Genomic DNA, 16,090 nt, shown 5'->3' on the forward strand with positions numbered 1-16,090 from the left:
CCCTGTCAAATGCCGGTCGGAGTGCCGGGCTCGGCGCGCGGAGCGCCGTTCGGCTCAGGCAGAAATCCGGATGCGATGAAGGACCCGATGTAGGTGTCGAGCACGGTCTCGTCGATTGCTGGGCAGCGGATGCCGTTCTCGGCCAGCGCCTTTCGCGTGTTGGTGTCGTCCAGCACGATGTCGGTGGTGCCTCCGGCGTAATTGCCGCTGAGCAGGACCGCGCGAACCAAGGAATCGTCACCAGCCGCGTTGCGCGTTCTGGCTTCGTCGGCGAGCCGGAGCTGGACCGTGTCGAGAGTTTCGGACACGACGGGTAGTCCACGCCTGCGCAGGCATTCGAAAATATCGTGGAGCGCGACCGGCTTTTCGTTCACCAAGTGATACACGAGGTCGGCCGCGGGCTCGGTCGAGATCGCCACGATGGCGCCGGCCACGTAGGACACCGGAACCAGCGCGATCGTCGCGTCCCCGACATCCGGGGCCATGCCGAGTATCGCGGCGGCCCGAATCATGTTCCAGAACGCGTCGTCGACATTGTTCACACCGAGCTGGAAGTCGCCGGAAACCAAGCCGGGCCGGTAGACACGGGCGGGCACGCCGCACTCGGCCGCTTGGAGGACCAGTTGTTCGGCCGCCCATTTGCTGGCGACGTATCCATGGGCGGGCAGTTCCTCGACGTCGATGCGGGTCGTCTCGCTGATGATGCTCCCTGAAACAACCGTCGCGGGCACCGCGGTGTCGGCGGTGGAGACGAAGTGGACAGGCTTGAGCCGTTGCGTAGTCGCCAGACGCAGCACTTCGCGAGTGCCCTGGACGTTTGGGGCCCGCAGCAGTGAATACGGTTCGACATGGTTGACCCGGGCGCCGTTGTGGTAGATCGCGTCGATGCGGGTGGCAAGCCGTGTGAAGTCGGCGTCGGCCAAGCCGAACGACGGCTCGGCGAGATCACCCGGCACCGGCACTACTCGCGCCTCGCATGTGTCGTCCCACAATCGGTAGGCCTGCAGTGCGCTTCGGATGCGGTCGCGGCCCTGCCGGACGCTGTCCGCGCGGACCAGACACCACACTTGGGCGTCGGTGCGGTCCACCAATTCCCGCAGCAGGTAGGCGCCGACAAAGCCGGTCGCTCCGGTCAGCAGCACATCACGCGCGGGCCCGGCGTGCACAGGCGCGAGGTCCGCGACGCTGATCTCCAGCCCGAGTACGGCGTCGGCGGCGATCATAGTAGGACTGTGGACCGGAACGTCCTGGCCCGCGACGCGCGCCGCGAGCCCCCGCACGGTGGGGGCGGCAAACAGCGCCGATATCGGCAGCTCGCGGTCGAGCCGCGCGGCCAGTGCCTGGTGCAGGGTGAAGGCGAGTAGTGACGTGCCGCCGAGCTCGAAGAAACTGTCCTCGACGCCGACCCTGGGGACCCCCAGGACGTCCGTGAACACCTCGGCGATCAGGTGCTCGACGGGCGTCGAGGGCGCGAGGAAGTCGCGAGGTCGGAACACCGGCTGAGGCAACGCCGAACGATCCAGTTTCCCGCTGGAGTTGACCGGGAACGTGTCGAGTACCAGCACCGTCGACGGAACCATGTACGACGGCAGCACCCGCGTCAACGACTCACGCAGTCCCGCTGCCTCAACGTGTGCGCCGCCCGCGGGCACCACATAGCCGACCAGCTGATCCCCGGTCGCCCCGGCGACCACCGTCGCCACCGCCTGACCGACGGTGGGATCGGCCAGCAGTGCGGTCTCGATCTCGCCGAGTTCGATGCGTTGGCCGCGCACCTTCACCTGGAAATCAACCCGCCCGAGGTAATCGAGCGCCCCGGCACGGGTCCACCGCACCAGATCGCCGGTGCGGTACATCCTGGTCCCAGGTGCGCCCAGCGGATTTGCGACGAACCGGTCCGCAGTGAGATCCGGCCGCCGGTGATAGCCGTCGGCGAGTTGGGCACCTGCCAGGTACAGCTCACCGGTAACGCCAGCGGGCACCGGCCGCAACCGGCTGTCGAGCACGAAGACCTGCGAATTCCATTCGGGTGTGCCGATCAGTACTGCGTCGTCGGTCGCGCTGACCTGCTGGTGGGTGATGCTCACCGCCGCTTCGGTCGGGCCGTAGAGATTGTGCACCTCGGCGGCGGAGATCGCGTGGAACGCACGGACCGTCTCCGATGGCAACGCCTCACCGATGACCAAAACCGCACGCAATGACGCCACTGCGCGCGCCGGTGCGTGCGCGGCGAACACGGCGAGCAACGACGGAACGAAGTCGGTGATGCTGACCTGGTGCTCGCGGATCAGACGGGACAGATACTGCGGATCACGGTGACCGTCCGGCGCGGCCAAGATCAGCCGCGCACCGGTCTGCAAGGGCAGAAAATATCCCCACAGCGACACGTCGAACGTCGCAGCGGTCTTCTGCAGGTACACGTCGGCGGCATCGACACGGTACTCGGCCCGCATCCAGGCGAGCTGGTTGCCGAGGGCGGCGTGGCTGACCGCGACCCCCTTCGGCAAGCCGGTCGACCCGGAGGTGTAGATCACGTAGGCGGCGTGTTCGGGTCGCAGGGGGCGCACCCGCTCGTCATCGGTGATCGGCGCGGCCGACAGCGTCGACAGATCCAGGGTGTCGATTGTGGTGGCAGGCGCCAGGGTGAACTCGTCCGGCGTCGACGTCAGCACACAGAGTGGTGCCGCCGAGTCGAGTACATGACGGAGGCGCTCATCGGGTTGATCCGGGTCGAGCGGCACATATGTCCCACCCGCTTTGACGATCGCGTACATGGCGATGACTTGATCGAGGGATCGGCGCATGGCCGAGACGACCAGTGCGTTCGGGCCGACCCCCTGTCCGATCAGCCACCGTGCCAAACGATTCGCCCGCGCATCGAGCTGCGCATAGGTCAGGCATTCCTGGCCGAACACCACGGCGGGGGCATCCGGATCGAGCACCACCCGTTCCTCGAACGCCGACATCACGCTCGCGCCCGCGACAACAGGGTGGTCGGTGTCGTTCCATTCGACGAGCACCTGGCTGCGTTCGCTCTCGTCGAGCAACTCGATATCGCCGACTGCCACGCCGGGATCCGCCACGACGGCGGACAAGATCCGCACCAGCCGATTCGCGAACTCCTGTGCGGTCGACGTGTCGAACAGATCTGTCGCGTAGGTGAGCACACCCCCGATCCCCATGGGAGTCCCGTCGTCGGCGCAACCATCCGCGACTGTGAGATCCAGGTCGAACTGGGAGGACGCGATGTCGACCGGCAGGCCGGTGACTGTCAATCCGGGTAGTTCGAGTTCGGTGCGCGCCATGTTCTGAAATGCCAGTCCCACCTGGAACAGTGGGTGCCGGGCCGTGGACCGGGGTGGATCGAGAACCTCGACCAGCCGCTCGAAGGGTATGTCCGCGTTGGTGTATGCCTGAAGGTCGGTGTCCCGCTGCCGCACCAGCAGAGCGGTGAACGGCTCGCTCTCGTCGATTCGGGAGCGCAACACCAGAGTGTTGACGAACATCCCGATCAGATCGTCCAACGTCCGGTCCGCACGACCGGCGACCGGCACCCCGATAACGATGTCATCGGTGCGTGACATCCGTGCCAGAAGCACGGCAAACGCGGAGTGCAGCACCATGAACAGGGTGGCACTGTGCTCCCGGGCAAGGCTGATCAGTGCCTGGTGGGTGTCGGCGTCGATCTGCCAGTGAACGGTGTCGGCGGCCATCGACTGTACCGCCGGGCGTGGCCGGTCGGATGGGAGATCCAGCTGGCCGGGCAGATCGGCGAGTGCGGCACGCCAGTACGATATCTGCTGGGTCGCCGGCGAATCCGCATCGTTCTCCGAGCCGACCACGGAGCGCTGCCAGAGCGCGTAATCGGCGTACTGCACCGGTAGCGCGGGCCAGTCGGGCGCTGCGCCGGTGGCTGCTCGTGCGGTATACGCGCGCATCACGTCTCGAGTCAGCGGGCGCACCGAGGAACCGTCGGCGGCGATGTGATGCACCACCAGCGCCAGCACATGGTCGCGCGGGCCGAGTTCGAACAAGCCGACCCGCACCGGGACCGCCGATGTCACGTCGAAGGGCCTGGTTGCCAGCGTGTACAGGCGGTCGGCGAGCTCGTCCACCGACACCGTCGTCACGGCGGTGTCGGGCATGGCGTGTTCGGTCGGCACAATCTCCTGCACCGGGCCGTCCTCCGTTGCCGGATAGACGGTGCGCAATACTTCGTGTCGTGAGATGACATCGACGACAGCCGATCGCAACGCCGACACATCGAGCTGTCCGGACAACCGGACCGCGATAGGAATGTGGTAGGCCGCGGAGCACGGATCGAAGCGATTGAGAAACCACATCCGTTGCTGGGCAAGGGATAGCGGAATCCGCTCCGGTCGAGGCCGCGCCGTTAGAGCTGGTTGTCCACCCGCCCCTGCGAGCCGGCCGACGCGCGCGGCCAGCTCCGCTACGGTCGGCGCCTCGAACAGCGTCCTTACCGGCACGCGGGTGTCCAGGACGACGCCTAGCCGCGCGGCGACCTGGGTCGCGACCAGCGAATTGCCGCCGATCGCGAAGAAGTCGTCGTCCAGCCCGACCCGGTGCACGCCGAGCACCTCGGCAAAGGAGTGCGCCACCACCTCCTCGATCGGAGAGGACGGTGCCCGAAACGCACGGGCCTGGAATACCGGTTCCGGCAGTGCTTTTCGGTCTACCTTTCCATTCGTGTTCACCGGAATCTCGTCGAGAATCACGAATGCCGAAGGCACCATGTACGACGGCAGCACCGCCGCGACCGCCGTGCGCAGCGCTTCGATGTCGAGCTCGCGGCCCGTGGGGACGACATAGCCGACGAGTCGATCTCCGGTCAGCGGATCGTTGTGTGGGACCACCATCGCCCGCGACACCGATGGGTGCGTGGCGAGTGCTGCCTCGATCTCACCCGGTTCGATGCGGAAGCCGCGCAACTTGACCTGGAAGTCGTTGCGGCCCAGGTATTCCAGCTCGCCACTTGCACGCTGGATCACCAGGTCGCCGGTGCGGTACATCCGGCTTCCGACGGGGCCCAGCGGGTTGGCGACGAACCGATCGGCGGTCAGATCCGGGCGATGGTGGTAGCCGCGCGCCAGTTGGGCACCTGCCAGGTACAACTCGCCCGGCACGCCGTGCGGCACCGGATGCAATCTCGAATCGAGCACCAGGGCCTGGGTGTTCCATACCGGCGCACCGATCGGCACCGATCCGGGCCGACTGTCGCTTACCGCGTACGCGGTCGCCGACACCGCGGCTTCGGTCGGACCGTAGAGATTGAACAACTGGGCGGAGTTGTTCTGGCGGAACCGGGTCGCGGTCGCCCGCGGCAACGCTTCTCCGATCGCGAGTACCCGCCGCAGCGGGTCGGGCAGGGTGCCGCTGCTTGCGTCCAGCAGAGCGTCCAGCATCGCAGGGACCACGTGCAGAGTGGTGACGCCCTCGGTGCGGATCAGGTCGTTGAGGTATGCCGGCTCGCGGTGGCCGTCGGCCGATGCGAGCACCAGCGCACCTCCCGATACCGGCCCGCACCAGTACTCCCACACCGACAGGTCGAACGTCGCTGTCGTCTTCACCAACACCCGGTCATCGGAACCCAGGCCGAATTCGGCGGTCTTCCACAACAGTTGGTTGACAATCGCACCATGTGAGAGCGCGACGGCCTTCGGCCGACCCGTCGAGCCGGACGTGAAGAGGACGTAGGCGGTATTGTCCGGCCGAAGTGGTGCGAGCCGGTCGTCATCGGTGACGCGCGCCGTCGAGTGCGCCGACAAGTCGAGGGCAGCCATGGCTGTCGCGGTCAGCACGACGATCGGCCGAGCGGCATCGCGGACCCGCTGGAGTCGTTCTGGTGGTTGGTCTGGATCGAGCGGCAGATACGCGCCACCTGCCTTGGTTACGGCATACATCGCCACAACCAGGTCGACGGAGCGGGGGATGGCCAACGCGACCACCGATTCGGGGCCGACGCCCAGCGAGATCAGATGGCGGGCCAGGCGATTCACCCGGGCATCGAGCTGAGCGTAAGACAACCGCACTGCGCCGCAGACGATCGCGAGCGCATCAGGGGCTGCCGCCACCTGGGTATCGAACAGCCCGACAAGGGTTTCCTCGGGTGTGCGGCGATCCGTGCCCGTGGAGAGGGCCAGCAGCCGAACCTGCTCGGCGTCGTCGATGATCGAAATATCGCCGACCGGAATCGCGGGATTATCGAGCACCGACTGCAGGATACGAGCATAGCGATCGATAAATTGCTGTACTGTTCCCGCATCGAATAGGTCTGTCGTATAGCCGAATGTGATCCCGATGGGTCCAGGGGTGCCATTTGCCCCACGTTGGTCCAGTACCTCGATATGCAAGTCGGTCTTCGCCAGCCGCGTGTCGATCTCCAGCGCGCGCAGGTCGAGGCCAGGCAGCTCCAGGTCGGCGGTCGAGAAGTTCTGGAAAGCGAAACCGACCTGGAACAATGGATTATGGGCGACCGACCGGACCGGGTTGAGTGCTTCCACCACGCGTTCGAATGGGACGTCGGAATGTGCGAGCGCACGCAGGTCGGTCTCGCGGGTTCGGGTCAACAACTCGGTGAAGCTCGCATCGAGGTCGACGTGGGTGCGCAGGACCAAGGTGTTGACGAACATTCCGATCAGGTCGTCGAGGGCGGCTTCGCCACGACCTGCCACGGGGGTGCCGACGGCGATGTCGGAGGTTCCGGACAGACGCGACAGCAGCACCGCCAAGGCGGCGCGCATCACCATGAACAGTGTCGCGCCATTGTCCGAGGCGAGCTCGAGCAAGGCGCGGTGCACTGTCGGAGCGAGGGTGAGCCGGACCATGGCGCCGCGGAATGATTGCGCGGGCGGGCGCGGCCGGTCGCTGGGCAGCACCAACTGGTCGGGCAACCCCGCCAACTCGGTCGTCCAGTAACCGATCTGCCGCGCCACCAACGATTCTTGGTCGGCGTCGGAGCCCAGCAGCTCACGCTGCCACAGCGCGTAGTCGGCGTACTGCACCGTAAGCGGGCGCCACGGCGGCGCCGTCCCGTTGCTCCGCGCGGTGAATGCGGTGGTGAGGTCCCGGATGAGCGGAACCGTAGACGAACCGTCGGCGCAGATGTGGTGGACGACGAACACCAAGACGTAGTCGTGCGGAGTACGGAACAATCGCACATCCACCGGCACCTCGGCGGCGACATCGAATCCGCGCAGCGCGACCGCACGCACCAGGTCGTCGACCTCGTCGTCGGCCGCGGTCACGGGGGTGAGATCCGCCACCGCCGGGCTCGTCACCAGCACCACCTGATGTGGTCCGTCCCCGTCGACCGGGTACATGGTCCGCAAGCTCTCGTGTCGCTGCACGACATCGGTGAGCGCAGACCGCAAGACGGTCACATCCAGATCCCCGGACAACCGCACCGCGAAGGAGATGTTGTCCACGGCGGAATCGGTGTCGAACTGGTTGAGTAACCAGTATCGCTGCTGCGCATGTGACAACGGGATACGAGACGGCCGGGGCCGCTTGGTCAATGCTGGTCGCATATCTGCTCGGGCATCGACCGAACGCCGGGCCAACCCGGCCACAGTCGGTGCTTCGAACAGCTCACGCACGCCGAGGCCGGTTCCCAGTGCCGCGTTGATCCGCGCCAACACCCGCATGCCGACGAGCGAATTGCCGCCCAGGGCGAAGAAGTTGTTGTCCAGACCGACACGTTCGGCGCCGAGCAGTTCCGCGAAGGCCGCGCTGATCACCAACTCAGCAGGGGTGGACGCCGCCCGGTAGACCGGTGCCGACGACTGGACGTCGACGGCGGGCAGCGCCCGACGATCGAGTTTGCCGCTCGCGGTGAGCGGAAGGCTGGGCATCGGAATGATGTGCTGCGGAACCATGTATGCCGGCAGCGACCGCGCAGCGTGATCGGCCAGCTCGGCCGGATCGATGGCGGCGCCAGTGGCGGGAACCACATAGCACGCGAGGAAGTCACCCACATGCTGGCCGTCCCGCACGACGACGACGGCATGGTCTACCGATGGATGCGCAGCGAGGGTGGCTTCGATTTCGCCGAGTTCGATGCGCAGCCCGCGTAACTTGACCTGAAAATCCGTGCGGCCGAGGAACTCGAGGTTCCCATCCGGCAATCTCCGGACCAGATCGCCGGTTCGGTACATCCGGGTGCCTATCGCGCCGAACGGGTCGGCGACGAATCGACTCGCGGAGGCCGGGCTGTCACCGAGGTACGCTCGTGCCAGCTGTATGCCGGACAGGTAGAGCTCGCCGGGCACGCCTGGTGGAACGAGGTGTAGTCGTGAATCCAGCACATACGCACCGGTGTTGGGGACCGGCGTACCGATCGGGACCGAACCGAGGTGGCGTGGCCGGCATCGGAACACCGTGGATGTCACGGTGGCTTCGGTTGGACCGTAGGTGTTGTCGACGATGATGTCGTGCCGGAGAGGCTCGAGCATAGTCGGCGAAAGCTGCTCGCCCCCGATCGACAGATACCGCAGGCTCGGCGGCAGTTCGGCGCGATCGGCGAGCAGCAGCGCCAGCATCGATGGCACGAACTCGAGGATGCTCACTCTGTGCGTCCGTGCCTGTGCGATCAGATAGCCAGGATCGAGATGGCCGTCATGCCGCGCGACGACGAGTCGCGCGCCGATCTGCAATGGCAGGAACAGCTCCCACACCGAGGCATCGAACGTGAACGGTGTCTTGTGCAGGATCGCGTCGGTGGGCCCCAGCTCGTAATGTGCGCGCATCCATGCCATTTGGTTGACCACCGATCGGTGGCTGACGACAACACCTTTCGGACGGCCGGTTGATCCGGAGGTGTAGATGACATATGCGGCGTTGTCCGGGCGCAACGACGCCGGCCGGTCGCCGTCGGAGATCGGCGCCGCACTCATGTCAGTCAAGTCGAGCGCGTCCAACAGCACCACCGGACATTCGGGTGCACCGTCCAACTCCACATCGTTCACGGTGAGCACGAGGACGGGAGCGCTACTCGTCAACACATAGGCGATCCGCGCGGAGGGATGATCCGGATCGATCGGGACGTACGCACCGCCGGCTCGCAGGACCGCGTAGACCGCGACCAACTGCTGCATCGAACGCCGAACAGCGATGCCGACCCGGGATTCCGGACCGACTCCGGCAGCGATCAGATACCGCGCGAGCCGGTTCACCCGCGCATCGAACTCCCGGTAGGCCCACTGGTCATCGTCGAACACCAGCGCCGTGGCGTCAGGCGTTCGGGTGACCTGGACGTCGAACAGGTCCAGCAGCGTGCCGGACGGCACGGGTGCGTCGGTGGTGTAGGACGCGCCGAGGAGTGCACTCTCGGATTCGGACAGGATCGCGATATCACCGACCGGTGCGAACTCGTCGTCGCTCACCGATTCGAGGACCGCGATGAATCTGCGTGCGAACGATTCGGCAGTGGTGTGGTCGAACAAGTCCTGCGCGTAGCCGATTTCGCCGAGCAAGATGGGCTCGCCGTCTTCGTCGGTCTTCTCGGTGAGCGTGACTGCCAGATCCACCTTGGCGACTTCGGTATCGAATGCCATCGCGGTGACACCGAGTCCAGGCAGCTCGATCCGAGGCTGCGCAAAATTCTGCAGCATGAGCAGCACCTGGAACAACGGAGCATAGGATAACGAGTGTCCCGGCCGCAGCAGCTCGACGACCCGATCGATACCCAGGTCCGCGTGATCGTAAGCGGCCAGGTCGATGTCGCGGATTCGGGTGAGCAGCCGGGAGAAGGAATCGTCCGGCCGCACCTCGGCACGCAGCACCAGGGTGTTGCCGAACATCCCGACCAACTCGTCGAGTGCGCCGTCCCCACGGCCGGCGACCTGTGTGCCAACGGTGATGTCGGCATTGCCGGACAGTCGAGCCAACAGGGCGGCCAATGCCGTGTGCACCACCATGAACAATGTCGCGCTGCGCTCTCGGGCGAGCCGCCGCAGCCCGGCGGTGACGTTCGCGTCGACCGAGAACTCCACCATGCCTCCGCGCCCCGAGGGTGCCGTCGGTCGCGGTCGATCCCAAGGGAGAGCAAGCAACTCGGGTGATCCGGTGAGCTGACGCACCCAGTATGCGGCCTGCCGTGCAGACAACGATTGCTCGTCGGCCTCGTTGCCGAGCAGTTCGCGCTGCCACAGCGCGTAGTCCGCGTACTGGACCGGCAATGGGCGCCATCCCGGCACACCGCCGGCCACACGCGCTTGATAGGCGACCGCGAAGTCTCGAGCCAACGGCGCCAGCGACGTACCGTCGCAAGCGATGTGATGCGCGACCAGAACCAGGACATGCTCGTGCGGCGCGAGCCGAAACAGACTGGCGCGTATCGGAGCATCCGACGTCAGATCGAAACCGACCGAGACTGCTGTCCGGATCCGTGCCGGGATGTCGGCGGCCGTAGTCGGCTGCGGCTCCACCGTCGGTGCCGTCTGTGGTGAAAGTAGTCGCTGGAACGGACCATCCGCGGAGTCGGGGTAGATCGTCCGCAGCGGCTCGTGTCGTTCGACCACGTCGCGCAGCGCCATCTGCAGCGCGTCCGGATCGATGACGCCGGTCAACCGCAGGGCGAAGGGAATGTTGTATGCCGCCGACGCAGTGTCGAACTGGTTGAGGACCCACATGCGTTGCTGAGCAAGCGACAAGGGAATCCGCGCCGGCCTCGGTCTCGGGACCAACGGCGGCCTGCCGCCCTGGCCGGCCAAGGGTGCAATCCGACCTGAGAACCCTGCCACGGTCGATACCTCGTACAGCACCCGAGCCGAGAACTCGGCGTCGATCCGCGCCTTGATCCGCGCCACCGCCCGGGTGGCCAGCAGCGAGTTGCCGCCGAGTGCGAAGAAATCATCGTCCAGGCCGACTCGGTCTACTCCGAGGAGGTCAGCGAAAATTTCGGCGACCGTGACCTCGATCGGGCTTGCCGGAGCTCGGAAGACCGCCGTGGCGACTACCGGCGCGGGTAACGCCTGGCGATCCAATTTGCCATGCATGGTCAGTGGAATCGCATCGATCACGACGAATGCCGTGGGCACCATGTGGGCGGGCAGCACCCGCGCCACCGCCTCGCGGACCGCCGCAACATCCGGTCGGCCCACGAGATAGGCGACGATCCGCTGGTCGCCGGGAGTGTCCTCACGGACGACAACGACGGCCTGGCGCACCGATTCCACGGCAAGCACGGCAGCTTCGATCTCACCGAGTTCGATTCGGAACCCTCGCACCTTTACCTGGCTGTCCGCGCGGCCCAGGTAAACGAGATCGCCGGCGGGACTCCACTTTGCCAGGTCACCGGATCGGTACAGACGGGTGCCGTCGGCGGCGAACGGGTCGGCCACGAAACGCCCGGCTGTCAATCCCGCACGGCCGAGATAGCCGCGCCCCAATTGCCCACCGGCAATGTAGATCTCGCCCTTGACACCCACTGGAACCGGACGTAACCGCTCATCCAACACCGAGATCCGCAAACCGGGGATGGCAGTGCCGATCGTGCTGCTGGTCGCCGCCGAGAGCCAGTAATGGGTCGCATGCACGGTCGTCTCGGTGGTGCCGTACATGTTCACCAATTTCGCGGTAGACGCACCGCGGGCGAACCAGTCGCCGAGCCTGCGGAACTCCAGTGCCTCCCCGCCGAACACGATGTAGCGCAAAGACAGCGGAGTGTGCTCGGTGGCCGCCGATGCTGCGCGGTCCGCGTCCGCCAGTTGATAGAACGCCGAGGGCGTCTGATTGAGCACGGTCACCTGTTCGCCGCGCAGCAGCTCCAGGAACTGCTCGGGTGACCGCGATGTCAGGTAGTCGACGACAACCAGTGTGCCGCCATACAGCAGCGGACCCCACATCTCCCAGACCGAGAAATCGAACGCATACGAATGGAACATCGTCCACACGTCACGGTGATCGAAGGCGAACAGCGACCGAGTGTTCGCGAACAAGCTCACCACATTGCGATGAGGGATCTGCATGCCTTTGGGACGACCGGTCGAACCGGACGTGTAGATCACATACGCGACATTTCCGGGCCGCAGCGGAGACCGGCGGTCCCGGTCGGTGACCGGGGAATCGTCGATATCGGACAGATCGATCCGGTCCAGCTCGAGTACGGGAGCTTCGGCGGGCAGCGGCGTCCCGGCCGTTGTCACCACACAGACCGGCTCGGCGTCCGATAGTAGGTAGGCGATCCGGTCAGCTGGATAAGCTGGATCTACCGGCAGATACCCGCCGCCTGCCTGCACGGTCGCGAGCAATGCGACCACCAAGTCCAGCGATCGAGGCAACACTACCGCAACCAGCGTTTCCGGACCTGCGCCCAGCGCCACCAGTTTTCGGGCCAATTTGTTGACGCGACTAGCCAGCTCACGGTAGGTCAACGTCTCGGCACCGAACTTGACCGCGGTCGCGTCCGGGTAGGCCGCCACCACGCCCTCGAATACCTCGACCAGCGTCTCTTCCCCGGGCTGCGGCCCGGGGGAACAGTCGTTGTCGCCCGGCGCGTGTAGGAAGGTGGTGCGCGCGGATACCGCGGACAGGAAATCACTCATCGGTTCCGACGGCGGGAGATGGAACATGGTCCGCCGCGCGCCGATCGTCGCCACCTCGGCTTGGGTCACCCGGATGACGACATCGACTGTGTCGGTCGCGCTCCAGGCGTAGGCCACATATGCCACGTCACCGGCCCGGATCGGGCGCAGTCGGTCCTCGTATGACACCGACTCGGCGGACCAACGGACGAGCTCATGCCGGAATTCCGGATCATCGAGTACCAGCCACTCGATCGAACCAGGCAAGTGCTGGCCAGCGCCGGATTCGCGATCGGGCAAGGTCGTGCCTGTCGTGATACCGATCGCTGGGGTCGCATCGACCAGCATGTGAGCGACGCGCTCCGCCGGAGCGTTCGCGTCAACCGTGACGAATCCCGCACCCGTTTTGGCCACTGCCCACATCGCCGACACCGACTCGATCGACGGCACCATCGCCACCACGACCAGATCCCCGGGACCGAGATTGCGCGCTATCAGTACCCGCGCCAACCGCGACGACACCTCGTCCAACTCGCGATAGCTCAGTGCCACCCCATCGTGTGATACCGCCGTCCCGTCGGGATCGGCCTCGACCGCGGCAGCCAACAGCCGCGGCAGCGTGGTCACCGTCTGCTGCCGCGCCCGAACCGGCCGTGCCCGCACTGGTTTCTTCGCGTGGCCGACACTCACCGGACTATTGCCCATCACACTGTTCACCAATCCGCCAGCAAAGAGGTAGAGATTTCGAACCCGAAGGAGAAGCTACCGTCTGGCGGTCGGTGTTGGGTTTCCAGCGCTGGTAACCGCAAACGCGATCGAGCGCAGGTCACGGCGGCACTCTGCTGAGTAGCCACGTCGGGAGTGCACGCGAGCGCCGCCGCCTGGCATCGACCACAGGTGACAGCTCGGGCCCCCATCCCGTGGACAGCGGCAAACATCGCGATTCGCGCACCGGCATTACTTCCACCGTGCCACGGCGGAATCGCGGCGCCGTCAGCCGCCCGAACTGACTGCCGTCCTCGCCCCCGTTGAGCAGTTGGCCCACACGCTGGCTCCCAGCCCGCTGCCCGATGTGCCCAGGATCGCCGACGTCAACAGGCCGATGCCCGGGTGCCCAGGAGAATCCGAATCCACACCATCACGGCTGCCCATAACCTCCACCAGTGGCCAGCATGAGACGGAGCATCTCGATACGACAAGCGCCGTGGCTGTTGCTCGACCCAGCGGCCCAAGTCAACACCCGGACAGCGTCGGCCCCTGCTCGGTGTCGCGACTGCGCGAGACGAGATGGCCGCGACCGGGGGCAACTTCGAGGACCGGATGCCGCCGAGGAACACGCCCTCGTCCTTCGGCGAGCTCATCAGGAACGCGGCCACCGACATGTCCTTCAGCGGGCCGAGCACTGAGTCGTATAGCGGGCGGGCGGTGTGCCCGGGCTGTGGTGGCACGTCCACCGAATTCCTGGTCAGTTACCGGGATTCACCGTTCACCATTCTCGCCATATCCCCAACGCTCGCCGAGTTCGACAATGGAACCCGGCAATTCGCAGGACGCTGAGTCAGTGCTCAGCACCTGGATGCACCCGCTTCGAATCTTGTCTCGCCAGTCCCCCAGGCCGGGCTCGTAGGCCCCGTGATCGTAATTGCCGTAGTCCAGCATCGTTGGCTCATAATCGACGCCGATAAAGCGACACAAATCTCTGCATACGATATCAGGAGTCTCGATCAGCCTCTCATACCGGACTTCGATAGAATCAGGATGCAACGCTGCCGCTTCCAGCCTTTCCGACCATTGCAATATCGATTCGCATGCCTCTTCCACTTCGGTAAATATTCCAGAATTTACGAACGAGAGACAGATGTCGATCGGGTTCCTGTAGAGAATGATGAATCGAGCATCGGGCCAGCATGAAAGTATTTGCTCGTGGATCAACGTATTTGCTGGAGTTTTTTCTACTATGAATTTCTTCCCACTCGCCACCAGTTGTCGATACACGAGTTGGTCCCAGAGTATGAATTTCAGATCATGTTGCGTCATGTCGAGCCGGCCGATCGAAAGCTGTGCGCCGCCGACAACTTCTACCTCTATAGAGCCGAGGTGCAACTCATGCGGAGAATATATTTTCGAATGTGAATCGAGGATGCACCTCAACAGGGTCGACCCAGACCTCATCAGAGATAGGATGAACGTCGGACTTTGCACGAATCGGCCCGCCGGAGTGGCGGCGCTGTGAGCATCCCGCCGAGACCGCACGGGATCGACAGCAGCGCCTCGGATCGGGCTGTTCACGAGAGGGTCCGGCCGTCGAACAGGTTTTCCCACGGTCGACCGGTGGCGATACTTCGCGAGACAGCATCGAACTTCTCGTCGGCTGCCACGGGTTGCAACACCGGGTATGAAACCTGGAGAGAATTATCCGATACTTCGACAACCTTCATTCGATCGTCCTGCACCCTGGCCCGAATCAGCACTCCGGGCTGGTCGAAAGACAGCAGCAGAAGATTCTCTGTGTTATCCGGATTCCGCGTCAGAAGGAGCAATCCGAGATCAGGATCCTGAGCTGCAGCGGTCAACGATCCAGCATTACCGAGGCACGCCTCTGCCATTGCGGCGGCGGCAAAGTCGAGTGTCACCGATGCGGCACGAGTCAGATATCCCTTTCCCATCCGCCCCAGCAAGGCGAACTTGGCGACTCTCAGATACCGCGCCGTGTCGTCGCGCACAGCGCCGCCGAGGGACTCGATTTCGGCCAAAAACCGGTCGAGGACCTCGATATCGGCCACATCCCAGTTCAGACCGTTGCTGTAGCTGGGGAATCCGGTCCGGTATACGTAGGTGTGCTCCACGGGTTTGGCTACCTGTGCGCCTGCGTTCACCATCCGCAGCCACAGATCCCAGTCTTCCGCATAGGTGATGTTTCGATCGCGATATCCGCCGACGTCTTCGTACAGCCGCCGACTATAGAGCGCACCGACCAGGACGTAGTTGCGCATCAGGAGCTGGTCGAGATGCCCGACTCCTGGCAGGGGGCGCGCGTCGTGCGTCCGATCGACAGACAATTTCAGGCCGCCGTACCAATGGAGCGGCCGTGGACTGATCAACCCCGGTCGTTCCAGGTATGTCCGCCGCAGCGTGGCCAAGTGACCAGGTGTCACGAAATCATCCGCATCCAACTGTGCCACCAGCTCGGTGTTCAGCGCGGCGATCCCCGTCGCGCGAGCGGCTCCGATCCCACACCTGTGTTCGTGACGAATAACTTTGATCGGGAGCACGCCCCGCCAGCGGTGCGCAACCGCATAGGTCGCATCCTGCGAACCATCGTCAACGACGACCACCTCTTCAGCGGGCTGCGTTTGCATCGCGAGCGAACACAGCGCACGGTCGAGACAGTCAGCCATGTTGCAAGCCGGAATGACCACACCGACGGTTGCTTGTTCAAGCACACCGCAATGGTGACACGACCTGACTGCGGCGGAACACAAGTTCGAAGGACTTCCGGACTTGCCAGGGCAGCGGGGCCCGGTTCGGCAGCAAGCGCGGCGCCCTGG

3 protein-coding genes are annotated in these 16,090 nt (G+C 65.0%); all 3 read right to left on the reverse strand.

The window, feature by feature from the left end:
- Positions 1–5: 5 nt before the first annotated feature.
- The 3 genes from AB0H00_RS11755 to AB0H00_RS11765 all read right to left on the reverse strand — a co-directional run bounded on the left by AB0H00_RS11755 (position 6) and on the right by AB0H00_RS11765 (position 15,985).
- Positions 6–13,232: an amino acid adenylation domain-containing protein gene (locus tag AB0H00_RS11755; protein WP_357264725.1), complete on the reverse strand. Its 13,227-nt coding sequence runs from the start codon at positions 13,230–13,232 to the stop codon at positions 6–8.
- Positions 13,233–14,021: 789 nt separating this feature from the next.
- Positions 14,022–14,864 (reverse strand): sulfotransferase, encoded by an 843-nt coding sequence (locus AB0H00_RS11760; RefSeq protein WP_357264728.1) that lies wholly within the window; start codon positions 14,862–14,864, stop codon positions 14,022–14,024.
- On the reverse strand, positions 14,828–15,985 hold the full coding sequence (locus tag AB0H00_RS11765) for a glycosyltransferase family A protein (RefSeq protein WP_357264731.1): 1,158 nt from the start codon (positions 15,983–15,985) through the stop codon (positions 14,828–14,830). Before AB0H00_RS11765 ends, AB0H00_RS11760 begins: the two co-directional genes overlap by 37 nt.
- Positions 15,986–16,090 lie beyond the last annotated feature (105 nt).

This window comes from Nocardia sp. NPDC023852, from assembly GCF_040639505.1.
Lineage (GTDB): Bacteria > Actinomycetota > Actinomycetes > Mycobacteriales > Mycobacteriaceae > Nocardia.